Source organism: Klebsiella sp. RHBSTW-00484, from assembly GCF_013705725.1.
In the GTDB taxonomy this organism is placed as follows: Bacteria; Pseudomonadota; Gammaproteobacteria; order Enterobacterales; family Enterobacteriaceae; genus Klebsiella.
Genome location: NZ_CP055481.1, coordinates 1,511,360 through 1,533,726, shown reverse-complemented (window position 1 = coordinate 1,533,726; position 22,367 = coordinate 1,511,360). Strand labels below are relative to the sequence as shown.

The 22,367-nt window shown below is 54.2% G+C and carries 23 protein-coding genes and 5 tRNA genes; 16 read left to right on the top strand and 12 right to left on the bottom strand.

The window, feature by feature from the left end:
- Window positions 1-47: 47 nt before the first annotated feature.
- Window positions 48-1,400, bottom strand: coding sequence for a MocR-like pyridoxine biosynthesis transcription factor PdxR (pdxR, locus tag HV213_RS07410; RefSeq protein WP_181485220.1), 1,353 nt, complete (start codon window positions 1,398-1,400; stop codon window positions 48-50).
- 87 nt (window positions 1,401-1,487) lie between these two features.
- Between pdxR and HV213_RS07405 the strand changes: the two genes are divergently transcribed.
- The 16 genes from HV213_RS07405 (at window position 1,488) to HV213_RS07330 (ending at window position 16,650) form a co-directional block, all read left to right on the top strand.
- Window positions 1,488-1,919 carry a carboxymuconolactone decarboxylase family protein gene (locus tag HV213_RS07405; protein ID WP_181485219.1) on the top strand — a complete coding sequence of 144 codons (432 nt, stop codon included), beginning with the start codon at window positions 1,488-1,490 and terminating at the stop codon, window positions 1,917-1,919.
- 183 nt (window positions 1,920-2,102) lie between these two features.
- Window positions 2,103-2,348, top strand: coding sequence for a glutaredoxin-like protein NrdH (gene nrdH, locus HV213_RS07400; protein WP_181485218.1), 246 nt, complete (start codon window positions 2,103-2,105; stop codon window positions 2,346-2,348).
- Entirely contained in the window at window positions 2,345-2,755 is a 411-nt protein-coding gene (gene nrdI, locus HV213_RS07395) for a class Ib ribonucleoside-diphosphate reductase assembly flavoprotein NrdI (protein ID WP_112216439.1), read from the top strand. The genes nrdH and nrdI overlap by 4 nt, the downstream gene beginning before the upstream one ends.
- A complete protein-coding gene (nrdE, locus tag HV213_RS07390) occupies window positions 2,728-4,872 on the top strand; it encodes a class 1b ribonucleoside-diphosphate reductase subunit alpha (protein ID WP_181485217.1) in 2,145 nt (714 codons plus the stop codon). Before nrdI ends, nrdE begins: the two co-directional genes overlap by 28 nt.
- 10 nt (window positions 4,873-4,882) lie before the next feature.
- On the top strand, window positions 4,883-5,845 hold the full coding sequence (gene nrdF / locus HV213_RS07385; protein WP_181485215.1) for a class 1b ribonucleoside-diphosphate reductase subunit beta: 963 nt from the start codon (window positions 4,883-4,885) through the stop codon (window positions 5,843-5,845).
- 324 nt (window positions 5,846-6,169) lie between these two features.
- Window positions 6,170-7,375 carry a glycine betaine/L-proline ABC transporter ATP-binding protein ProV gene (gene proV / locus HV213_RS07380; protein WP_181485214.1) on the top strand — a complete coding sequence of 402 codons (1,206 nt, stop codon included), beginning with the start codon at window positions 6,170-6,172 and terminating at the stop codon, window positions 7,373-7,375.
- Window positions 7,368-8,432 (top strand): glycine betaine/L-proline ABC transporter permease ProW, encoded by a 1,065-nt coding sequence (proW, locus tag HV213_RS07375; RefSeq protein WP_181485213.1) that lies wholly within the window; start codon window positions 7,368-7,370, stop codon window positions 8,430-8,432. Before proV ends, proW begins: the two co-directional genes overlap by 8 nt.
- A 188-nt stretch (window positions 8,433-8,620) precedes the next feature.
- Window positions 8,621-9,616, top strand: a complete 996-nt coding sequence (proX, locus tag HV213_RS07370; protein ID WP_181485212.1) for a glycine betaine/L-proline ABC transporter substrate-binding protein ProX — start codon at window positions 8,621-8,623, stop codon at window positions 9,614-9,616.
- Window positions 9,617-9,646: 30 nt separating this feature from the next.
- Window positions 9,647-9,877, top strand: coding sequence for a hypothetical protein (locus HV213_RS07365; protein ID WP_181485211.1), 231 nt, complete (start codon window positions 9,647-9,649; stop codon window positions 9,875-9,877).
- 129 nt (window positions 9,878-10,006) lie between these two features.
- Window positions 10,007-10,753 (top strand): AzlC family ABC transporter permease, encoded by a 747-nt coding sequence (locus HV213_RS07360; RefSeq protein WP_442788150.1) that lies wholly within the window; start codon window positions 10,007-10,009, stop codon window positions 10,751-10,753.
- Window positions 10,743-11,078, top strand: a complete 336-nt coding sequence (ygaH, locus tag HV213_RS07355) for an L-valine transporter subunit YgaH (protein WP_181485210.1) — start codon at window positions 10,743-10,745, stop codon at window positions 11,076-11,078. The genes HV213_RS07360 and ygaH overlap by 11 nt, the downstream gene beginning before the upstream one ends.
- A 91-nt stretch (window positions 11,079-11,169) precedes the next feature.
- Window positions 11,170-11,700 carry a transcriptional repressor MprA gene (gene mprA / locus HV213_RS07350; RefSeq protein WP_110277034.1) on the top strand — a complete coding sequence of 177 codons (531 nt, stop codon included), beginning with the start codon at window positions 11,170-11,172 and terminating at the stop codon, window positions 11,698-11,700.
- Window positions 11,701-11,826: 126 nt separating this feature from the next.
- Window positions 11,827-12,999 carry a multidrug efflux MFS transporter periplasmic adaptor subunit EmrA gene (gene emrA, locus HV213_RS07345; RefSeq protein ID WP_181485352.1) on the top strand — a complete coding sequence of 391 codons (1,173 nt, stop codon included), beginning with the start codon at window positions 11,827-11,829 and terminating at the stop codon, window positions 12,997-12,999.
- A gap of 15 nt (window positions 13,000-13,014) precedes the next feature.
- Entirely contained in the window at window positions 13,015-14,562 is a 1,548-nt protein-coding gene (gene emrB / locus HV213_RS07340) for a multidrug efflux MFS transporter permease subunit EmrB (protein ID WP_181485208.1), read from the top strand.
- Between the two features lie 268 nt (window positions 14,563-14,830).
- Complete coding sequence (locus tag HV213_RS07335) at window positions 14,831-15,538, top strand: RNA ligase family protein (RefSeq protein WP_181485207.1); 708 nt, start codon at window positions 14,831-14,833, stop codon at window positions 15,536-15,538.
- Window positions 15,535-16,650 (top strand): AAA family ATPase, encoded by a 1,116-nt coding sequence (locus HV213_RS07330; RefSeq protein ID WP_181485206.1) that lies wholly within the window; start codon window positions 15,535-15,537, stop codon window positions 16,648-16,650. Before HV213_RS07335 ends, HV213_RS07330 begins: the two co-directional genes overlap by 4 nt.
- A 42-nt stretch (window positions 16,651-16,692) precedes the next feature.
- Here HV213_RS07330 and luxS read toward each other — a convergent pair whose 3' ends face one another.
- From luxS to csrA, 11 genes are all read right to left on the bottom strand, one after another.
- Complete coding sequence (luxS, locus tag HV213_RS07325; RefSeq protein WP_110277029.1) at window positions 16,693-17,208, bottom strand: S-ribosylhomocysteine lyase; 516 nt, start codon at window positions 17,206-17,208, stop codon at window positions 16,693-16,695.
- Between the two features lie 166 nt (window positions 17,209-17,374).
- Window positions 17,375-18,931 carry a glutamate--cysteine ligase gene (gshA, locus tag HV213_RS07320; RefSeq protein WP_181485349.1) on the bottom strand — a complete coding sequence of 519 codons (1,557 nt, stop codon included), beginning with the start codon at window positions 18,929-18,931 and terminating at the stop codon, window positions 17,375-17,377.
- Window positions 18,932-18,997: 66 nt separating this feature from the next.
- Entirely contained in the window at window positions 18,998-19,426 is a 429-nt protein-coding gene (locus tag HV213_RS07315; RefSeq protein ID WP_110277027.1) for a YqaA family protein, read from the bottom strand.
- Window positions 19,423-19,989 (bottom strand): fructose-1-phosphate/6-phosphogluconate phosphatase, encoded by a 567-nt coding sequence (gene yqaB / locus HV213_RS07310; RefSeq protein ID WP_112216426.1) that lies wholly within the window; start codon window positions 19,987-19,989, stop codon window positions 19,423-19,425. Before yqaB ends, HV213_RS07315 begins: the two co-directional genes overlap by 4 nt.
- Before the next feature lie 127 nt (window positions 19,990-20,116).
- The gene (locus tag HV213_RS07305) at window positions 20,117-20,431 is read right to left on the bottom strand and encodes a BON domain-containing protein (RefSeq protein ID WP_181485204.1); all 315 of its coding nucleotides are present in this window, start codon (window positions 20,429-20,431) and stop codon (window positions 20,117-20,119) included.
- Between the two features lie 294 nt (window positions 20,432-20,725).
- Window positions 20,726-20,802: transfer RNA gene (locus tag HV213_RS07300), tRNA-Arg, on the bottom strand.
- A 191-nt stretch (window positions 20,803-20,993) separates the two neighbouring features.
- A tRNA-Arg gene (locus HV213_RS07295) sits at window positions 20,994-21,070 on the bottom strand.
- A 191-nt stretch (window positions 21,071-21,261) separates the two neighbouring features.
- A tRNA-Arg gene (locus tag HV213_RS07290) sits at window positions 21,262-21,338 on the bottom strand.
- Between the two features lie 194 nt (window positions 21,339-21,532).
- Window positions 21,533-21,609: transfer RNA gene (locus HV213_RS07285), tRNA-Arg, on the bottom strand.
- Between the two features lie 4 nt (window positions 21,610-21,613).
- Window positions 21,614-21,706: transfer RNA gene (locus HV213_RS07280), tRNA-Ser, on the bottom strand.
- 323 nt (window positions 21,707-22,029) lie between these two features.
- On the bottom strand, window positions 22,030-22,215 hold the full coding sequence (csrA, locus tag HV213_RS07275; protein WP_000906486.1) for a carbon storage regulator CsrA: 186 nt from the start codon (window positions 22,213-22,215) through the stop codon (window positions 22,030-22,032).
- Window positions 22,216-22,367 lie beyond the last annotated feature (152 nt).

Genomic DNA, 22,367 nt, shown 5'->3' with positions numbered 1-22,367 from the left:
TACGCGTCTACCCCTGCATACCCTGGTATGCAGGGGTTTTTATTATCCTAAGAAAATAAGGCTAATTTGAGCTGACGGACCACCTCAGCGGCCCTCTCTGCCGACGTCAGATTGGTAAAACTCATCAGCAGCCCCTTCTCCCCCTGGCTATCAATTCGCCAGTCGCTCAGCGCCTGCACCGCCAGACCGGCTTGCCTGCCGCGCAGGGCCAACTGACGATCGTCCCCCTCAACGTTAACCACCATCTGAATCCCACCCAGTTGGGGAACCGCCGAAAATCCCTGCTCCCGCAGCGCCGACTCCAGCCACTGGCGGCGCTGCGCATAGCTGGCGCGCATTTTCTTCAGATGACGCCAGAAATGGCCCTCGCGGATAAAATCGGCTAGCGTCTGCTGCCATAGCGTCGGCACGCTACAGCTCATCAGCGCGGCCTGTTCACGAAACTGCGCCACTAGCGGTTCCGGTACCACCAGCCAGGCGGCGCGCAGTGCTGGAAAAAATGATTTACTGAACGCCCCGGCGTAGATGACCCGCTGCGGGGCATCGAGGCTTTTTAACGGCGGCAGCGGCTTGCCCTGATAGCGAAACTCACTATCGTAGTCATCCTCGATAATCCACGCGTCGTTCTGCGCCGCCCATTGCAATAGCTGCCTGCGCCTGGCCAACGATAGCGCAACGCCGAGCGGACTTTGGTGAGCTGGAGTCAGCAGAGCAAAATGCGCATCCGGGTAGTGCTGCTGCGCCCAGGCGATATCCATCCCCTCATCGTCAACCGGGACAGGATTTATCTTTACCCCTTCCCCACTCACGATGGGTCGGATCAGCGGAAACCCTGGGTCCTCCATCCACATGTTCTGGCCCGGTCGGGCCAGGGTGCGCAGGATAAGGCGCATTGATGCAGCATAGCTACCGGTTACCAACACCTGCTCAGGCCGACACTCAATACTGCGCGATAGACGTAAATAATCAACGATGGCCCGGCGCAGGATCATCTCGCCGCTTGGATCGCCGGGAGCAAGATCAAAGCGCGTTTGCATGCGCAGCCGTCGGCCCATCACCCGTGCCCACAGCCCGCGAGGAAACAGATCGAGCGCCGGAAGCCCAAGTTGAAACGGCAGCGGTGCCGTCGGTTCGTCGCCCGCACCAGGCTGTACAGGAGCGCTTTGCTGCGGGCTGAGACGCTCGCTGACAAAGGTCCCCGCCTGCCCGCGCCGCTCCAGCCAGCCCTGCGCCACCAGCTCTCCCCAGGCATTTTCGATTGTCGCCCGCGACACGCCAAGCTCCTGCGCATAAACCCGGCTCGCCGGCAGCCTGCTGCCTGGCGTCAGTTCGCCGCTCTCAATGGCCGACTTGAGCTGTCGGGCAATACGCTGATAGTGCGGCGCTTTTTTCTCTTCCATTATGGTCTGCTTTTTTCATCACAATATGGCTATCTTATACAGTCCATTATAGTGCTATTTTGCTGACGTCTTAATGAGGAGAGTAAAATGACCACACTACGTCAGCCGTACAATGAACTGAGCCCGGAAGTCTATAACGCTCTGGTACAAGCCAAGATTGCGCTGGAAAAAAGCGAACTAGGCAACACGTTGATAGAGCTGGTTTATTTGCGGGTGTCGCAAATAAACGGCTGCGCCTTCTGTCTGGAGATGCATAGCAAAGCGCTGCGCAAGTCCGGCGTGGCGCAGAACAAATTAGACGCCCTGGCAGGCTGGCGAGTCAGCGCTCATTTCAGCGATGCCGAACGCGTGGCGCTGGCGTGGGCTGAATCGGTCACCCATATCGCCGAAAGCCATGCTGAAGATGATGTTTATCTGCCGCTGCTGGAGCATTTTAGCGCCCGACAGATTAGCGATTTGACTTTCGCCATCAGCCTGATGAACGCCTTTAACCGCCTTGCAGTGAGCATGCGCCTGTAATTTCACGACAAAAAAATCTGCCCCCCGCTGATTCCTTTAGTGGGGGTTATTTTTTGCAAAAACCATATATATTGAGTTGTTGAACTTTTAAATAACTACATCTAGTATTTCCCTCAGTGATAACCCATAACGCACGACGTCATTTTTTGCGCCGTGCCGCTATCTTAAATGGAAATACGAATCATGCGCATTACTATTTACACTAAAAACGACTGCGTGCAATGCCATGCTACCAAACGGGCCATGGAAACCCGCGGGTTTGAATTCGACATGGTCAACATCGACCACCATCCTGAAGCCGTCAATATGCTGCGCGAGCAGGGCTTCCGTCAGCTGCCGGTAGTGATTGCCGGGGAAACCCGCTGGTCCGGCTTCCGCCCGGACATGATTAACCGCCTGCGCCCGGCAACCTCAGCGGCCAGCGTATGAGCCTGATCGTCTACTTTTCCAGCAGTTCCGAAAACACGCATCGGTTCGTCCAGCGTCTGGGGCTGCCCGCGGTGCGTATTCCGCTTAACGAGCGGGAGCGCATCCAGGTAGACGAACCCTACATTCTCATCGTCCCCAGCTACGGTGGCGGCGGCACGGCGGGCGCGGTTCCGCGACAGGCGATCCGTTTTCTTAACGATCCGCATAATCGCCAGTTGATTCGTGGCGTGATTGCCGCGGGTAACCGTAACTTCGGCGACGCCTATGGCCGCGCTGGCGACGTTATCAAGCAAAAATGCGGCGTACCGTATCTCTACCGCTTTGAGCTGATGGGCACCCCACAAGACGTCGACAACGTGCGTAAAGGAGTAAGCGAATTTTGGCAACGACAACCGCAGAACGTGTAACCACCGAGGCACCTGACTTCCACGCCCTCAACGCGATGCTGAATTTGTACGACAGCAACGGTCGCATCCCGTTTGAAAAGGACCATCAGGCGGTAGAGGCGTTTATGGCCAGCCACGTTGAGCCGAATACCGTGCCTTTCGCCAGCCAGGATGACAAGCTGACGTGGCTGGTTGCCGAAGGCTATTACGATGCAAAAGTGCTGGCCCGATACGACAGGCAGTTTATTCTTGAGCTGTTCGCCCATGCGCAGAGCTACGGTTTTCGCTTTCAGACGTTTCTCGGCGCATGGAAGTTCTATACCAGCTACACGCTGAAAACCTTCGATGGCAAGCGCTACCTTGAAGACTTTGCCGACCGTACCTGCATGGTGGCCCTGAGCCTGGCGCAGGGCAACGAGGCGCTGGCGCATCAATTGACCGATGAGATCCTTTCCGGGCGCTTTCAGCCCGCTACGCCGACGTTTCTTAACGCCGGTAAGCAGCAGCGCGGCGAGCTGGTCTCCTGCTTCCTGCTGCGTATTGAAGACAACATGGAATCCATTGGTCGCGCGGTCAACTCAGCGCTACAGCTGTCAAAACGCGGCGGCGGCGTAGCATTTCTGCTCTCTAACCTGCGCGAAGCCGGGGCGCCGATCAAGCGTATCGAGAACCAGTCCTCCGGCGTGGTGCCGGTAATGAAAATGCTGGAAGATGCCTTCTCCTACGCCAACCAGCTTGGCGCGCGTCAGGGGGCCGGAGCGGTCTATCTGCATGCCCATCATCCGGATATCCTGCGTTTTCTTGATACCAAACGCGAAAATGCCGATGAGAAAATCCGCATTAAAACGCTCTCCCTTGGGGTGGTCATTCCAGATATCACCTTCCAGCTCGCGAAAGAAGATGCGCAGATGGCGCTGTTCTCGCCCTACGACGTCGAGCGTCTGTACGGTAAACCGTTCGGCGATATCGCGGTGAGCGAGATGTACGAGCAGTTGGTTGCCGATGAGCGGGTAAGCAAGCGCTGGATCCGCGCCCGCGAGCTGTTCCAGCGGCTGGCGGAGATTCAGTTTGAGTCAGGCTATCCGTACATCATGTTTGAAGATACGGTCAATCGCGCGAACCCGATTGCCGGGCGCATTAATATGAGCAACCTGTGCTCGGAGATATTGCAGGTCAATACCCCCTCTACGTTTGATGAAAATCTGGATTACGCCAGCATCGGCCGGGATATCTCCTGTAACCTCGGTTCGCTGAATATCGCCCATACCATGGACTCACCTGACTTCTCCCGCACGGTCGAGGTTGCAGTGCGCGGTCTGACGGCGGTGTCCGACATGAGCGATATCCGCTCTGTGCCGTCGGTAGCGGCGGGCAATGCCGCGTCTCACGCCATCGGTCTGGGGCAGATGAATCTGCATGGTTATCTGGCACGGGAAGGCATTGCCTACGGCAGCGAAGAGGGATTGGATTTTACCAACCTCTATTTCTATACCATCACCTGGCACGCGCTGCGCACCTCGATGCTGATGGCCCGCGAACGGGGTGAGCATTTTGCCGGGTTCGAGCAGTCGCGTTACGCCAGCGGCGACTATTTCCAGCAATATCTTGAGGGTGACTGGCAGCCGAAAACGGCGAAAGTTCGCGAGCTGTTCGTCCGTTCGGGTATTAGCCTGCCCGACCGCGATATGTGGCGACAGCTGCGCGATGACGTGATGCGCTACGGTATCTACAATCGCAACCTGCAGGCGGTGCCGCCGACGGGGTCCATTTCATACATTAACCACGCGACCTCCAGCATCCACCCAATCGTGTCGAAAATAGAGATCCGCAAAGAGGGGAAAACCGGACGCGTTTACTACCCCGCTCCGTTTATGACCAACGACAATCTGGCGCTGTATCAGGATGCCTATGAAATTGGGCCGCAGAAAATCATCGATACCTACGCCGAGGCGACGCGCCATGTCGATCAGGGGCTGTCGCTGACCCTGTTCTTCCCCGATACCGCCACCACCCGCGATATCAATAAAGCGCAAATATACGCGTGGAAGAAAGGCATCAAAACGCTGTATTACATCCGTCTGCGCCAGCTGGCGCTGGAAGGTACCGAAATCGAAGGCTGCGTGTCCTGCGCGCTGTAAGGAGAACAGGATGACCCATTTATCGCGCATTAGCGCCATCAACTGGAACAAGATTGAGGACGACAAGGACCTGGAGGTCTGGAACCGGTTGACCAGCAACTTCTGGCTGCCCGAGAAGGTGCCGCTATCCAACGATATTCCGGCCTGGCAAACGCTTACCCCGGTAGAGCAGCAGCTCACCATTCGCGTATTCACCGGACTCACGCTGCTGGATACCATTCAAAACACCGTCGGCGCTCCGGCGCTGATGGCCGATGCCCTCACCCCGCATGAAGAGGCAGTGCTGTCGAACGTTAGCTTTATGGAGGCGGTACACGCGCGATCCTACAGTTCGATTTTTTCCACCCTTTGCCAGACCAAAGACGTGGATGCCGCTTACGCGTGGAGCGAACAAAACGCGCCATTGCAGCGCAAAGCGCAGTTGATGCTGGAGTTCTATCAGGACAATGAACCGCTGAAGAAGAAAATCGCCAGCGTATTTCTTGAATCCTTCCTCTTCTATTCTGGCTTCTGGCTACCGATGTATTTCTCCAGCCGGGGAAAAATGACCAACACCGCCGATCTTATTCGTCTGATTATCCGCGATGAAGCGGTACATGGTTACTATATCGGCTACAAATTCCAGAAAGGGTTAGAGATTGTCAGTGCCGAAAAGCGCGAAGAGCTCAAAAATTTCGCCCTCGACCTGCTAATGGATCTCTACGATAACGAGCTGGCCTATACCCGCGAACTGTACGCCGACAGCGACTGGATTGAGGAGGTTAACGCCTTCCTGTGCTACAACGCCAATAAGGCGCTGATGAACCTCGGCTACGAAGCGCTGTTCCCGGCAGAAATGGCCGCCGTCAATCCAGCAATCCTCGCGGCCCTCTCGCCGAATGCCGATGAAAACCACGACTTCTTCTCCGGTTCAGGATCGTCGTATGTGATGGGAAAAGCAGAAGAAACCGTCGACGACGATTGGGACTTTTAACCTTACTTTCACCAGGAATATATCAACATATTTCCTGGTGATTTATTTCACTCAATATCTTTCGGTCATCACTACGTCATATTCAACAGAATTTTGTCGATTTCAGGCGGAATTATCGCAACATAACCAAAAAATATTAGTCATTAACAATTCGCGCCCAGCCCTTATATCACGGGGGATGAGCAGGCATTTCCCCTTTTACATTTCCGCCGCAAATCGACATAAAGGGTTGTCTCAGATTCTCAGTATGTTAGGGTGTAAAAAAATAAATTATCACCACCAGGTACTGTATCGATATTAATAAAATAGGAAACTCTCTATTGCATGGCAATTAAATTAGAAATCAAGAATCTCTATAAAATATTTGGCGAGCATCCGCAACGAGCTTTCAAATATATCGAAAAAGGATTATCGAAAGAGCAAATACTGGAAAAAACGGGACTTTCGCTTGGCGTAAAAGACGCCAATCTGACCATTGAAGAAGGCGAGATATTCGTCATCATGGGGCTCTCCGGCTCGGGGAAATCTACCATGGTTCGCCTTCTCAATCGCCTGATTGAACCCACCCGTGGACAGGTGCTGATCGATGGCGTCGATATCGCCAAAATCTCAGAGGCCGAGCTCCGCGAGGTGCGCAGAAAAAAGATTGCAATGGTATTTCAATCATTTGCGCTGATGCCGCATATGACCGTGCTCGATAACGCCGCTTTCGGCATGGAACTGGCTGGCGTTTCGCCTCAAGAACGCCAGGAGAAAGCGCTGGACGCGCTGCGTCAGGTGGGCCTGGAAAACTATGCTCACTCTTACCCGGACGAACTCTCCGGCGGGATGCGTCAGCGCGTTGGTCTGGCCCGTGCGCTGGCCATTAACCCCGATATCCTGTTAATGGATGAGGCCTTCTCGGCGCTCGACCCATTAATTCGCACCGAAATGCAGGATGAGCTAACCAAATTACAGGCAAAGCATCAGCGCACCGTGGTATTTATTTCCCACGATCTCGATGAAGCAATGCGCATTGGCGATCGCATTGCCATTATGCAAAATGGCGAAGTGGTTCAGGTCGGTACACCGGATGAAATACTGAATAACCCGGCCAATGATTATGTCCGCACCTTCTTCCGCGGCGTCGATATTAGCCATGTATTCAGCGCCAAGGATATTGCGCGCCGTAGCCCGGTTGGGCTGATTCGTAAAACACCAGGTTTCGGTCCGCGTTCAGCACTGAAATTATTACAAGATGAAGACCGCGAATATGGCTACGTGATTGAACGTGGCAATAAATTTATCGGCATTGTCTCCATTGATTCACTGAAAGCCGCGCTGAGCGAAGGTCAGGGAATCGATGCGGCGTTAATTGACTCCCCGCAAGCGGTGGATGCGCAAACGCCGCTCAGCGACCTGCTCTCCCACGTCGGGCACGCACCCTGTGCAGTACCGGTTGTGGACGAAGGGCAACAGTACATCGGCATCATTTCCAAACGTATGCTGCTGCAGGCTTTAGATCGCGAGGGGGCAAACAATAATGGCTGATCAATCTAACCCGTGGGACACCGCACAGGCGGCGGATAACGCGTCGCAATCCGCTGATGCCTGGGGCACATCAACACCCGCCCCGGCCGATGGCGGCGGTGCCGACTGGCTGAGCAGCGCACCCGCGCCGCAGCCGGAACACTTCAATATTATGGACCCGTTCCATAAAACGCTTATTCCGCTTGATAGCTGGGTCACGCACGGTATCGACTGGATAGTGATGCACTTTCGCCCGCTGTTTCAGGGGATCCGCGTACCGGTGGATTACATCCTGAGCGCTTTTCAGCAGCTCTTGCTGGGGATGCCTGCGCCGGTCGCGATTATTATTTTCTCGCTGATTGCCTGGCAGATCTCCAGCGTCGGTATGGGTGCCGCAACGCTGATTTCGCTTATTGCTATCGGGGCCATCGGCGCCTGGTCGCAGGCTATGGTGACCCTGGCGCTGGTGCTGACCGCACTGCTGTTTTGTATGTTGATCGGCCTGCCGCTGGGGATTTGGCTGGCCCGTAGCCCGCGGGCGGCAAAAATTATTCGCCCGCTGCTCGATGCGATGCAAACCACTCCGGCATTTGTCTATCTGGTGCCGATCGTGATGCTGTTCGGTATCGGTAACGTTCCGGGCGTGGTGGTGACCATTATCTTCGCCCTGCCGCCGATTGTTCGTCTGACGATTCTGGGGATTAACCAGGTGCCTGCGGATCTGATTGAAGCTTCTCGCTCCTTCGGCGCCAGCCCGCGTCAGCTTCTGTTCAAGGTTCAGCTACCTCTGGCGATGCCGACCATTATGGCCGGGGTCAATCAGACGCTGATGCTGGCCTTGTCGATGGTGGTTATTGCTTCGATGATCGCCGTTGGCGGCCTTGGCCAAATGGTACTGCGCGGCATTGGTCGCCTGGATATGGGTCTGGCGACCGTTGGCGGCGTCGGCATTGTTATCCTCGCCATCATTCTCGACCGCCTGACTCAGGCCTTCGGGCGCGACTCGCGCAGTCGTGGCAACCGCCGCTGGTACACCACCGGCCCACTGGGGCTTATCACTCGCCCTTTCTGTAAATAAGAGCACATCCCCCCGGCAGTCGGGGGGATGGACTTCCCTTCTATACCCTAAATAATTCGAGTTGCAGGAAGGCGGCAAACGAGAGAATCCCCAAGAGCTTACTAAAGTAAGTGATTGGGGTGAGCGAGCACAGCCAACGCACGTGCAACTTGAAGTATGACGGGTATATATGAATAAAAGGAACAACGATGCAACATACCGCGATTCTTGCCACAGCGTTTACCGCCCTCATTTCCACCACCGCCTTCGCCGCGGACTTGCCAGGTAAAGGCATTACCGTGAAACCGGCACAGAGCACCATTTCGGAAGAGACCTTCCAGACCCTGCTGGTCAGCCGCGCGCTGGAAAAGCTGGGCTATACCGTCGAGAAGCCGAGCGAAGTCGACTATAACGTCGCCTACACCTCTATCGCCGCAGGTGATACCACCTACATCGCCACCAACTGGAAACCGCTGCACGATGATATGTACGCAGCCGCCGGTGGCGATAAGAAATTTTATCGTGAAGGGGTATTCGTTACCGGTGCAGCACAGGGTTATCTGATCGACAAGAAAACCGCCGAGCAGTACCACATTAAATCTATCGACCAGCTAAAAGATCCGAAAATTGCCAAACTGTTTGATACCAACGGTGATGGCAAAGCCGATATGACCGGCTGTACGCCGGGCTGGGGCTGTGAAGCGGTCATTAATCACCAGATTGATGCTTACGGTCTGAGCAACACGGTCGTGCATAACCAGGGCAACTATGCGGCGATGATGGCCGATACTATTGCGCGTTATAAAGAAGGCAAACCGGTGCTTTATTACACCTGGACGCCTTACTGGGTCAGCGACGTGCTGAAACCGGGTAAAGATGTAGTCTGGTTACAGGTACCGTTCTCCTCCCTGCCGGGCGAGCAGAAGGATATCGACACCAAGCTGCCGAACGGTATGAACTACGGCTTCCCGGTTAACACCATGCACATCGTGGCAAACAAAGTCTGGGCTGAGAAAAACCCGGCGGCGGCGAAGCTGTTTAGCACCATGAAGCTGCCGATTGCCGACATCAACGCCGAGAATGCGATGATGCATGCCGGTCACGGTTCAGAAGCAGATATTCAGGGCCACGTCGACGGCTGGATTAAAGCCCACCAGCAACAGTTTGACGGCTGGGTGAATGAAGCGCTGGCTGCGCAGAAATAATCCCCCTCTTTTAGGGTATTCCCGGAGGCGATGCTGCGCATCTATTCCGGGCTACAAAACCCGCAGACCGCACGGACCCGTAACCCGGGCAAGGCGCTCTGCACCGCCCCCGGGGAAAAACCGCAGAGTATTGCAGAATTTCCCGGAGGCGATGCTCCGCATCTATTCGGGCTACAAAACCCGCAGGCTGCACGAACCCGTAGCCCAGGCAAGGCGCATCGCGCCGCCCCAAGGGGACTTCCTTTCCAAATGATGGATTAATATGCAAATAAATTGCATAACTTTAGCCATCAACCTGTTAGATACTGTTAAGCTACACCGCTCTCTGCTAAGGTTAATCCACCTATGCAATCATGTGATTTTCACGTGCGTTATTAATAAGTAATCCCTATGGAAAACCCTGCCGCAATGACGCAAACGGCCCCTGCGTGCGAAGCCACGCTGGCCGAAGGCATAAAAGATAGCCTGCCGATTGTGATTAGCTACATTCCCGTGGCCTTCGCCTTTGGCCTGAACGCCACCAAACTCGGTTTTACTCCGCTGGAAAGTCTGTTCTTCTCCTGCATCATCTACGCAGGCGCCAGCCAGTTCGTGATCACCGCGATGCTCGCCGCAGGCAGTTCACTGTGGGTCGCGGCGCTTACCGTCATGGCAATGGACGTTCGCCACGTACTGTACGGCCCTTCCCTGCGCAGCCGCATCCTGTGCACGCTGAGCAAGAAAAAAACCGCACTCTGGGCTTTCGGCCTGACCGACGAAGTTTTTGCCGCCGCCACCGCTAAACTGGTACGCGATAACCGCCGCTGGAGTGAAAACTGGATGATCGGTATCGCTTTTATGTCCTGGGCTTCGTGGGTCTTCGGCACGCTGGTAGGAGCTTACTCAGGCAGCGGTCTGTTGACCGACTTTCCGGCAGTAGAAGCAGCGCTTAGCTTTATGCTGCCCGCGCTGTTTATGAGTTTCCTACTGGCATCGTTCCAGCGCAAACAGTCGCTTAGCGTTACCGCCGCGTTGGCGGGCGCGCTTGGGGGGATTATCCTCTTTTCTATTCCCGCCGCGATCCTTGCCGGGATTGTCTGCGGTTGCCTGACCGCTCTGGTGCAGGCCAGCATTCAGGGGATGCCCGATGAACAGTGACGTTCTTCTTATTGGGGCCGTAGTCGGCTGCGTGAATTACCTGTTCCGCTATCTTCCACTACGCCTACGAGCGGGAAACGCCCGCCCTACGCGTCGCGGCCCGGTCAGCGTCCTGCTCGATACTATCGGCATCGCCTCCATTTGCGCCTTACTGGTGGTTTCCAGCGTGCCGGAAATCCTCCATGACTCCCACCGTCTGTTCCCCACATTAGCGGGTTTTGCGGTGCTGGGTCTGGCCTTCTGGAAAACGCGCAGCATTATTATTCCTACGCTTTTAAGCGCATTAACCTATGGCGTAGTGTGGAAAATTGGCACATGGCTATAAGCTTAAAGTATCAATATCAATCAATAATTCATTTGATTTATTTGTCACAATAGTTATTATATCGGCTGTAATTAATGAGGTCATAACCAAAATGGATAGTTCGTTTACTCCCATTGAGCAAATGCTCAAGTTCCGCGCCAGCCGTCACGAAGACTTCCCCTTTCAGGAAATTCTGCTCACTCGTCTTTGCATGCATATGCAAGGTAAGCTGCTGGAAAACCGTAACAAGATGCTGAAAGCGCAAGGGATTAACGAGACATTATTTATGGCGCTGATCACGCTTGAGTCTCAGGAAAATCACAGCATTCAGCCTTCAGAACTGAGCTGCGCGCTGGGCTCTTCGCGCACCAACGCCACGCGTATTGCCGATGAGCTGGAAAAACGCGGCTGGATTGAGCGCCGTGAAAGCGATAACGATCGTCGCTGCCTGCATTTGCAACTTACCGACAAAGGTCATCAGTTCCTGCGTGAAGTCTTACCACCGCAGCATAACTGCCTGCATCAACTCTGGTCTTCTTTAAGCACTGGCGAAAAAGATCAGCTCGAACACATCACCCGCAAGCTGCTTGGTCGTCTCGACCAAATGGAAGAGGATGGCGTGGTCGCGGAGTCTCTGCGCTAAGCGCAGCATCGCTCGCCCCATTTTTGAGTTGCAAGGAAAACAGCCAGGCCAGCAGATCTTCTGCTGGCCTTTCTGATAAACAGGTCGGCTCAGCCGATGTGAAATAATAAGATCGTGGAGAATAACATGAGCGCAAATGCGGAGAGCCAAGTCCCGCAGCAACCGGGCAGCAAGAAAGGCAAGCGTAAAGGCGCCCTTCTGCTGCTGACCTTGCTCTTTATTATTGTTGCCGTGGCATATGGGATTTATTGGTTTTTGGTACTGCGTCACTTCGAAGAGACGGACGACGCCTACGTGGCAGGGAACCAGGTACAAATCATGGCGCAGGTGTCCGGTAGCGTGACGAAAGTCTGGGCCGACAACACCGACTATGTACAAAAAGGCGATCCGCTGGTCACTCTCGACCAGACCGATGCTCAGCAGGCGTTTGAAAAAGCGCAGACCCAGTTGGCTGCCAGCGTGCGTCAAACGCGCCAGCAAATGATCAACAGCAAGCAACTGCAGGCCAGCATCGAAGTCAAAAAAACCGCCCTTTCCCAGGCGCAGACCGACCTTAACCGTCGTATTCCTCTGGGGGCCGCCAACCTGATTGGCCGTGAAGAACTGCAACATGCGCGCGACACGGTTGCCAGCGCGCAGGCGGAACTGGACGTGGCGATTCAGCAATATAATGCCAATCAGGCGATCGTTCTGGGAACGAAGCTGGAACAGCAGCCAGCGGTGCTGCAATCCGCTACCGAGGTGCGTAACGCCTGGTTAGCTCTGCAACGAACCAAAATCGTCAGCCCGATTAGCGGTTATGTTTCCCGCCGTTCCGTACAACCTGGCGCGCAAATCAGCCCCACCACTCCGCTGATGGCCGTGGTTCCGGCGACCAACCTGTGGATTGACGCCAACTTTAAAGAAACCCAACTGGCGCATATGCGTATCGGCCAACCAGCAACCGTTATCAGCGATATTTACGGTGACGATGTGAAATACACCGGCAAAGTCGTTGGTCTGGATATGGGTACCGGTAGCGCCTTCTCGCTGCTACCTGCGCAGAACGCCACCGGTAACTGGATCAAAGTGGTTCAGCGCCTGCCGGTACGTATCGAGCTGGATGAAAAACAGCTGGCGGAGCACCCGCTGCGCATCGGTCTTTCCACGCTGGTTGAAGTTAACACCACCGAGCGCGGCGGCGAGATGCTGGCAAGCCAGGTCCGTAGCTCCCCGGTCTATGAAAGCAACGCCCGCGAAATCGGCCTTGAGCCGGTCAATAAACTGATCGACGGTATCATCCAGGCTAACGCCGGATAATTCGGGGTGAGCGTAATGCAACAGCAAAAACCGCTAAAACCGCTGGAAGGCGCGCAGTTGGTCATTATGACCATTGCGCTGTCGCTCGCGACCTTTATGCAGGTGCTGGACTCCACTATCGCCAACGTGGCCATCCCCACCATCGCCGGTAACCTTGGCTCATCGTTGAGCCAGGGGACCTGGGTTATTACCTCGTTTGGGGTGGCGAACGCTATCTCCATTCCGATTACCGGCTGGCTGGCAAAGCGCGTCGGTGAAGTGAAGCTGTTCCTCTGGTCGACGGTGGCGTTCGCTATCGCCTCCTGGGCCTGCGGCATGTCAAACAGCCTGACGATGCTGATTTTCTTCCGCGTGATTCAGGGGATCGTCGCTGGTCCGCTGATCCCACTGTCGCAAAGTCTGCTGCTCAGTAACTATCCGCCAGCTAAGCGCTCTATTGCGCTGGCGCTGTGGTCAATGACGGTGATCGTCGCGCCCATTTGCGGCCCCATTCTTGGCGGCTACATTAGCGACAACTACCACTGGGGCTGGATATTTTTTATCAACGTTCCCATTGGCATTGCCGTCGTGGTGATGACGCTGCAAACCCTGCGCAGTCGTGAAACCCGCACCGAGCAGCGGCGAATCGACGGTGTTGGCCTGGCGCTGCTGGTGATCGGTATCGGCAGTCTGCAGGTGATGCTCGACCGCGGTAAAGAGCTGGACTGGTTCGCCTCTAACGAGATAATCATCCTGACGATTGTTGCGGTGGTGGCGATAAGCTTCCTGATTGTCTGGGAGCTAACCGACGATAACCCGATAGTCGACCTGTCGCTGTTTAAGTCGCGAAATTTCACCATCGGCTGCCTGTGTATCAGCCTCGCCTACATGCTCTACTTCGGCGCGATCGTGTTGTTGCCACAGCTATTGCAGGAGGTATACGGCTACACCGCGACCTGGGCCGGTTTAGCCTCAGCGCCGGTTGGGGTGATCCCGGTTATCCTGTCGCCGATTATCGGCCGCTTCGCGCATAAGCTCGATATGCGTCGGCTGGTCACCTTCAGCTTTATTATGTACGCGGTCTGCTTCTACTGGCGCGCATACACCTTCGAACCCGGTATGGATTTCGGCGCTTCGGCCTGGCCGCAGTTTATCCAGGGCTTCGCGGTGGCCTGCTTCTTTATGCCGCTGACCACCATCACCCTTTCCGGCCTGCCGCCGGAGCGGCTGGCGGCAGCATCGAGCCTGTCGAACTTTACCCGTACGCTGGCAGGGTCAATTGGTACTTCAATTACCACCACCATGTGGACCAACCGTGAGGCGCTGCACCATGCGCAGCTCACCGAATCGGTCACGCCGTACAACCCCAATGCCCAGCAGATGTACGATCAGTTGCAAGGCCTGGGGATGACTCAGCAGCAGGCGTCCGGCTGGATAGCACAGCAGATAACCAACCAGGGATTGATTATATCGGCCAACGAAATCTTCTGGTTCTCGGCGGCAATATTTATCCTTCTGCTCAGCCTGGTGTGGTTCGCCAAGCCACCGTTTAGCGCCGGCGGAGGCGGAGGCGGTGCCCACTAGGGTTTGATAAAAGGGATCTGCGGATCCCTTTTTTATTGCCGGAAAATGCAGGTGGTTGTTTTATCATCATAAGAGGTGTATCTTTACGCCGCCCCGAACACTTCCATTCACCACTAGCCGGTTCTGAGCGCTTCGCTCAGGTTGTTAATCCTCTTTTCTACACCCTCGCTTTTGATGGGTGAAATCACACATCCCTTTTAACCCGTTAACCTCACTACTCGCCTATCCCGCAGGCGTACTTTTATAACAACATAAATAATGGACTATCATGAATACGCAACGAAAGTACGGGAGAACCTGGCACTATCCGTTCTCCCCCGGCACCACCAGCGATGACCGCATCAACGCCGATTACTGGCGCGATTTGCAGGCCATCCCGGAACTGGTGCATACAGAGAAGCTGGACGGTGAAAATAACTGTCTGAATCGTCACGGCGTTTTTGCCCGCTCCCATGCCGCTCCGACGCAATCAGCATGGACGCATAAAATTCGTCAGCGCTGGCGATTACTGAAAAACGATCTCGGTGATTTGGAACTGTTTGGCGAGAATCTCTATGCCGTCCACTCCATTGAATATCGCGGGCTGGAGCAGGACTTTTTCCTGTTTGCCATCCGCAGCCAGGACATGTGGCTAAGCTGGGAAGAGGTGCAGTTCTATGCCGCACTGTTTGACTTCCCCTGCGTCCCGGAAATCACCGGCCCACAATCGACCAACGATGAAAAAGCCTGGCAGCGTGAGTTTATGGCGCTAACCAGCGGGCGCGGCGCGTTCGATCCGTGGGATACCCAGACCGGTCAGCCCTGCACGCTGGAAGGCATCGTCAGCCGCAATCGCCGCGAATTTCCCGTGGAGGATTTTGCCCATCAGGTGTTCAAGTTTGTGCGCAAGAACCATGTCAAAACGACAGAACACTGGAAACGCAACTGGCGACGGGCTCGTCTGGCACATGAGTTCGCCTTTGGAGGCCAGTCATGATCTGGCAACTCACCGACGACAAGCGCTGGCCAGAGCTGCGTCAACGCTTCCGCTGGGTGGACGAGATGCATCAGGTGCCGCAGGATCCGCTGCATCATGCCGAAGGCGATGTTGGGATCCATACCGAAATGGTGCTCGACGCGCTCACGGCGATGGACGCTTATCAACAATGTCCGCCTCAACAGCAGGAGCTCTTATGGGCCGCTGCGCTACTGCACGATGTAGAAAAACGCAGCACCACCCAACAGGATGAGAATGGCCGCATCCAGTCACCGGGGCATGCGCGAAAAGGCGAACTGACAGCACGGCAGATCCTATGGCGCGACATCCCTACGCCATTTACTCTGCGCGAACAAATTGTGGCGCTGGTCCGCCTGCACGGACTGCCATTATGGCTACTGGAACGTCCGGCACCTGAGCGCCTGCTACTTACCGCCGCCATGCGCATCGACACGCGTCTGCTCGCACTGCTTGCTCGTGCTGATGTAGAAGGTCGCCGCTGTCAGGACAAACAGGAGATACTCGACCGTATCGCCCTGTTTGAGCTTTTCTGTCAGGAACAGCAGTGTTGGGGACGGTCTCGGCCTTTTGCTTCCGATACGGCGCGCTGGCATTATCTGACGCATCTGAACAGTTCGCCCGATTTCGTTCCCTGGGAAACGGAAAGCTTTGAAGTGATTTTACTGAGCGCGCTGCCCGGAATGGGGAAAGATCGCTATATCAGCGAACAGTGCCACGGCATGCCGGTGGTCAGCCTGGATGATATCCGCCGTCGGCTTGGCGTCAGTCCGGAAGACAAAGCGGCAACCGGGCGTATTGTCCAGCAGGCCAAAGAGGACGCGCGAGTTTTGCTGCGGCAAAAAACTGCGTTTGTCTGGAACGCGACGAACATTACCCGCCAGTTGCGCAGTCAGCTCATTGGGCTGTTTACCGCCTACGGCGCGCGGGTAAAAATTGTCTATCTGGAAGTACCGTGGGCGCAGTGGAAACAGCAAAATGCGAACCGTCAATATGCGGTTCCGGATGCGGTGATAACGCGAATGGCGGCAAAACTGGAGGTGCCGCAGCCTGATGAAGCGCACTGCGTGGAATATCGGGTAATCGATGGGTAAAATCAGCCGGGCAGGGTCGACTCTGTCCGGCTACAGCAATCACTAGATGTGCAGTTCTTGCAGTTTTTCTTTCGGCAGCGCCAGCTCATCGTTGCTGTTGACGCGTACGTCGCGCTCAATGATATGACGAGCGATATCCTGGGCTTCTTCCAGTGAGTGCATGGTGTAAGTTCCGCACTGGTAAACGTTCAGCTCCGGGATCTGGTTCTGTTCTTTCACTTTCAGCACGTCGGCCATCGCCGCTTTCCAGGCATCCGCGACGCGCTGCTCGTCCGGCGTACCGATCAGGCTCATATAGAACCCGGTACGGCAACCCATCGGAGAGATATCGATGATTTCCACACCATTGCCGTTCAGGTGATCGCGCATGAAACCGGCAAACAGGTGCTCAAGCGTGTGAATGCCTCTTTCCGGCATCACTTCCTGATTTGGAATGCAGAATCGCAGATCAAAAACGGTAATTTCATCGCCGTGAGGCGTGTTCATTTTCTTCGCGACACGCACCGCAGGCGCTTCCATTCGGGTGTGGTCGACTGTGAAACTATCTAACAATGGCATTCTTCACCTCCGATAGTGATTTTTTTAAAAATAAAATGAACTCTTTTTGAGACGGCGAGTCTGAATATATGAAAGACGCGCATTTATTATCATCATCATCCCTGAATCAGAGATGAGAGTTTGGCCACATTGATTGTGGCCGTTTTCTTTTCTACGGGCAGTAAAACTACACGTGCCTTGCCAACAGCGCTTCAAACGGCTCGCTATCTTCCGCTTCAACCTTCTGCTGACGCTGTATTGATGCTTCACGCTCGGTAATAAAATCCTCTTCGCGTAAAATTTCCAGCGGCTCTTCGCGCAGCATCGTACGATATTGATCGGCAAGCTCCCTACCAGTGCCGCCAATCCCTTCTTCAAGCATAGAACGCAGAATGCGCGCCGAGAAGGTCAATTCCGGGTTATCAAAGCAGGCAACCAGCTCATCACAAACCTGCTGATACGCCTGACATCCGTGGATGCTATCTAACGTTTGCGCCACGCGGCGTAAATCACGGAACAGATCTTTACCCACTTTAGCCAGCGGGAACTGGGCGGTTTCACAACCGATACCCAACGTCAGGCCCGGCTTGCGGCCTTCCAGAATAACGCGATTCCAGTTGGTGCGCGTGCACAACAGTTCATCGCTGCTCATCTCTGGCGCATCGGCCAGTACACACCAGACCATAAACAGATCCAGGAAGCGTACCTGCTGCTCGTCAACGCCAATCGGTGAGAACGGGTTAATATCCAGAGAACGCACTTCGATATATTCAATACCACCGCGCAGCAGCGCGTCGGAAGGCGTTTCACCACTGCGGGTGACGCGTTTAGGGCGAATCGGCGCGTACAGCTCATTTTCGATCTGCAATACATTGCTGTTGATTTGCAGACGCTTTCCGTCTTCCTCCAGCCCAATCTGCGCGTACTCTTCGGAAGGCGTTTTAATCGCCCGCTTCAATCCTGCCACATACTCATACAGATCGTTAAACGTAATTCCGAGATTACTTTGCGACTTATTGGTATAGCCCAGATCGCTCAGACGCAGAGAGGTAGCATAAGGCAGGTAATACATGCCGTTGCTGGCTTCCTCAAACGGCAATGTCGTCGGTTTCCCTTGCAGGAACGAAGAACAAATTGCCGGGGACGCGCCAAACAGGTACGGAATCACCCAACCAAAACGGTAGTAGTTACGAATGGAACGGAAATAACCCGCTGAAATGGCCTCTTTACCGCTTTCAACATCCTCAACGCCACATTTAGCCTGCCAGAACGCCATTGGCAGAGAGAAGTTATAGTGCACGCCGGAAATGGTTTGCATGAGCGCACCATAACGGTTCTTCAACCCTTCGCGATACAGTGTTTTCAGGCGACCAATATTTGATGTGCCGTACTGCGCCAGTTCAATATCCTGACCGGGTGCGATGTAGCAAGGCATACTCAGCGGCCACATCCGCTCTTCGCCAATATGGCGGGCGGTATAGCGATGAACATCGCGCATTAAGGTGAGCATATGCTGGATATCGCCATCAACCGGCGTTATAAATTCCAGCAAGGCTTCGGCAAAATCGGTGGTAATCCATTTATGCGTCAGTGCCGAGCCTAAGGCTTGCGGATGACCGGTAGTGGCCAGCGTGCCGTCAGCGTTGACGCGCAGCGTTTCGCGCTCAAGACCGCGTTGAATACCCTGTAAAGCCTGAGGATTTTTTTCCAGCCAGGCCAGCGCCTGTGATACGTCCGGGATCAATTTGACCTCCCGCCTGTCGAAATCGTTTGAATTAGCATAATTGTAATGGTTGAACAATCAGTCCAATTAGTGCCACCACGTCATGCCCTGAAGCGTTATCGCCGCAATGACGATATAGCGTAATGCTTTGCCAAGGCATAAGAAAAAGAGTACTGGTCCCCAGGAAATGCGCATCCATCCCGCCAGTAAACACAGCAAATCACCTATAACAGGCGCCCAACTTAATAATAGCGTGACCGCGCCATAACGGCTTAACCAGCCGGACGCCTTCTCCTGCCAGCGCGATGTTTTGCGTAGCGGAAACAGGCGCCCCAGAATAACGTTAGTTACCCCTCCAAGGCTATTACCGATTATTGCTATTAAAACCAGTAACCACGGTTTGCTAACTCCCGCCAGCAGCATGGCAACCAATACTACTTCCGAGTTGCCAGGGAGCAGCGTTGCGCTCAAAAAGCTACTGGCAAACAGCGATATCAGCGACAGCGCGTCGCTCACAGCAATCGCACATCCACGGCATCCATTCCGGCGCGCTTCGCCGCCTGCAGACCGAAGTCCGCATCTTCGAAGACAACGCATTTATCTGCCGCAACGCCCATGAGATCAGCACACAGTAAGAAGGTGTCGGGTGCGGGTTTATGGTTTACAACATGATCGGCGGCAACAACCGCAGAGAAGTAGTGACGAAGGCCCAGATGAGCCAGCAGCGCTTCAGCAACGGCGCTCTCGCTGCCAGTACCGACTGACATTGGGCGACGACCGTGCCACTCCTTAACCACCTCAATCAACGGCAAAGGACGGACGCTATCCAGAAGCATCGCTTTCACGGCGTCCGTTTTTTCTTGTGCCAGATGATGAGGGTCTAAATCCGCGTGATTTAATTCGATAACGGCCTGAGCAATACGCCAGGTTGGAGAACCGTTAAGCGCAACCATGGCCTGCATATCGAAACGCATACCATAACGTCCCAGAACCTCGTTCCATGCCTTACGATGCGTCGGCTCGGTATCGAGGATCGTGCCATCCATGTCAAAAATCAGTCCTGCGTAACGTTCGTACATCGTGTTCTCACCAGCCGGTTCAGGAGAGATTACTGTATCGCAAAAGGCTGGTTTTGTCGCTGCTAGCGGTAGATGCAACAAAGGCGCCCGATGGCGCCTTTATCTATGCGGGTGCAGTTTAATGGGTTTATTTGATTCTTAAATCATTCTCAACCACACGAACACCCTGCACTTTGCGCGTCACTTCTACCGCGCGTTTAGCACTATCGGCGGATGAGACAAAGCCGCTCAGTTGTACACGACCCTTAAAGGTCTGCACGCTAATTTCTGAGGATTTGATCTCTTTATCATTGAATAACGCGGATTTCACTTTGGTTGTGACGACGGTATCGTCAATGTATCCACCGGTACTTTCTTTGGTGGACGATCCGGCACAGCCCGCAAGCGTGGCGGCTACCAGAAGCGTCGCGCAAAACGCAGATGTCGCTTTGAACCATTTCATGGATTTCTCTCCTTGCACTTATATCACCCAAAATCAGGCTGGTATACAGGGATAAATTATAGTGGAAAGAGCGACTTGCCAATGAAAAAAGTGCTGAAGAAGATTGTGAATTATTGCGCTGGAGATGACTTGAGGGGAGTGTTGCTGCTATCTCGGAGAATATGGTGCATCCGGGAGGATTACTCGGCTGCACCTCGCCCTTCGGGCCGTTGCTAAAGCAACGTTATCCTCCCTGGTACTGCCGACTATCGCGCAGACCATGCCACAACGATATAGCTGTTACTAAGAAGAATATGGTGCATCCGGGAGGATTCGAACCTCCGACCGCTCGGTTCGTAGCCGAGTACTCTATCCAGCTGAGCTACGGATGCATTGGGAAACTTGCTTTACTGCAGATTTTGATACGACTACTAAGCCATATCAAGTAAGAGATGGTGCATCCGGGAGGATGACTCACTCTGTTCGCCCTTCGGGCCGTTGCTAAAGCAACGTTATCCTCCCTGGTACTGGCGACTATCTCGCAGACCATGCCACAACGATATCGCTGTCACTGAGGAGAATATGGTGCATCCGGGAGGATTCGAACCTCCGACCGCTCGGTTCGTAGCCGAGTACTCTATCCAGCTGAGCTACGGATGCATCGGGAAACTTGCTTTACTGCCGATGTTGATACGACTACTAAGCCATATCAAGTAAGAGATGGTGCATCCGGGAGGATGACTCACTCTGTTCGCCCTTCGGGCCGTTGCTAAAGCAACGTTATCCTCCCTGGTACTGCCGACTATCTCGCAGACCATGCCACAACGATATCGCTGTCACTGAGGAGAATATGGTGCATCCGGGAGGATTCGAACCTCCGACCGCTCGGTTCGTAGCCGAGTACTCTATCCAGCTGAGCTACGGATGCATCGGGAAACTTACTTTACTGCAGATTTTGATACCGTTGCTAAAACCGTATCAAGTAAAAGATGGTGCATCCGGGAGGATTACTCGCCTGCGCCTCACCCTTCGAGCCGTTGCTAAAGCAACGTTATCCTCCCTGGTGCTGGCTATAATTTCGCAGACCATGCAACAACAATATTGCTGTTACTGGGGAGAATATGGTGCATCCGGGAGGATTCGAACCTCCGACCGCTCGGTTCGTAGCCGAGTACTCTATCCAGCTGAGCTACGGATGCAAAATGGCGGTGAGGCGGGGATTCGAACCCCGGATGCAGCTTTTGACCGCATACTCCCTTAGCAGGGGAGCGCCTTCAGCCTCTCGGCCACCTCACCACACGCCTCTTTCGAGTGCTTCGAAGAACTTGTTTCTGCTCTTCGTCGCTGCGATGGCGCACATATTACTTTCTGGTACTTATAAGTCAAACCTTTTTTCGAGACCTTTTTTTCGTTTGCACACTTCCCGCGCAATTAGCCTGTGAAAACGGCAAAAAGAGTATTTTATCAACAAGAAATTGGCTATTACGTCGTTGTGAAAGCGAAAGATAACTGTAGCGGATGATGGGCAATAGACAAAAAATAGAGGTCACAAGAGAAGAAAAGTGAGGAAAAAAGCGGGTAGAGGGATGCGCCTCACAAAAAAGCGAGGCGCGAAAACCTTAGTAACTGGACTGCTGGGATTTTTCAGCCTGGATACGCTGGTAGATCTCTTCACGATGCACGGAGACTTCTTTAGGGGCGTTTACGCCAATACGTACCTGGTTACCCTTAACCCCTAAAACTGTCACAGTGACCTCATCTCCAATCATGAGGGTCTCACCAACTCGACGAGTCAGAATCAGCATTCTTTGCTCCTTGAAAGATTAAAAGAGTCGGGTCTCTCGTATCCCGGCATTATCCATCATATAACGCCAAAAAGTAAGCGATGACAAACACCCTACGGTGTAAGCAGTCACGGCATCACATTCTGTTAAACCTAAGTTTAGCCGATATACAC

Bases quoted from the DNA above. Each gene is read 5' to 3' on its own strand.
- pdxR (WP_181485220.1), bottom strand. From the start codon at position 1,400: ATGGAAGAGAAAAAAGCGCCGCACTATCAGCGTATTGCCCGACAGCTC.
- HV213_RS07405 (WP_181485219.1), top strand. From the start codon at position 1,488: ATGACCACACTACGTCAGCCGTACAATGAACTGAGCCCGGAAGTCTAT.
- nrdH (WP_181485218.1), top strand. From the start codon at position 2,103: ATGCGCATTACTATTTACACTAAAAACGACTGCGTGCAATGCCATGCT.
- nrdI (WP_112216439.1), top strand. From the start codon at position 2,345: ATGAGCCTGATCGTCTACTTTTCCAGCAGTTCCGAAAACACGCATCGG.
- nrdF (WP_181485215.1), top strand. From the start codon at position 4,883: ATGACCCATTTATCGCGCATTAGCGCCATCAACTGGAACAAGATTGAG.
- proV (WP_181485214.1), top strand. From the start codon at position 6,170: ATGGCAATTAAATTAGAAATCAAGAATCTCTATAAAATATTTGGCGAG.
- proW (WP_181485213.1), top strand. From the start codon at position 7,368: ATGGCTGATCAATCTAACCCGTGGGACACCGCACAGGCGGCGGATAAC.
- proX (WP_181485212.1), top strand. From the start codon at position 8,621: ATGCAACATACCGCGATTCTTGCCACAGCGTTTACCGCCCTCATTTCC.
- HV213_RS07365 (WP_181485211.1), top strand. From the start codon at position 9,647: ATGCTGCGCATCTATTCCGGGCTACAAAACCCGCAGACCGCACGGACC.
- HV213_RS07360 (WP_442788150.1), top strand. From the start codon at position 10,007: ATGGAAAACCCTGCCGCAATGACGCAAACGGCCCCTGCGTGCGAAGCC.
- ygaH (WP_181485210.1), top strand. From the start codon at position 10,743: ATGAACAGTGACGTTCTTCTTATTGGGGCCGTAGTCGGCTGCGTGAAT.
- mprA (WP_110277034.1), top strand. From the start codon at position 11,170: ATGGATAGTTCGTTTACTCCCATTGAGCAAATGCTCAAGTTCCGCGCC.
- emrA (WP_181485352.1), top strand. From the start codon at position 11,827: ATGAGCGCAAATGCGGAGAGCCAAGTCCCGCAGCAACCGGGCAGCAAG.
- emrB (WP_181485208.1), top strand. From the start codon at position 13,015: ATGCAACAGCAAAAACCGCTAAAACCGCTGGAAGGCGCGCAGTTGGTC.
- HV213_RS07335 (WP_181485207.1), top strand. From the start codon at position 14,831: ATGAATACGCAACGAAAGTACGGGAGAACCTGGCACTATCCGTTCTCC.
- HV213_RS07330 (WP_181485206.1), top strand. From the start codon at position 15,535: ATGATCTGGCAACTCACCGACGACAAGCGCTGGCCAGAGCTGCGTCAA.
- luxS (WP_110277029.1), bottom strand. From the start codon at position 17,208: ATGCCATTGTTAGATAGTTTCACAGTCGACCACACCCGAATGGAAGCG.
- yqaB (WP_112216426.1), bottom strand. From the start codon at position 19,989: ATGTACGAACGTTACGCAGGACTGATTTTTGACATGGATGGCACGATC.
- HV213_RS07305 (WP_181485204.1), bottom strand. From the start codon at position 20,431: ATGAAATGGTTCAAAGCGACATCTGCGTTTTGCGCGACGCTTCTGGTA.
- csrA (WP_000906486.1), bottom strand. From the start codon at position 22,215: ATGCTGATTCTGACTCGTCGAGTTGGTGAGACCCTCATGATTGGAGAT.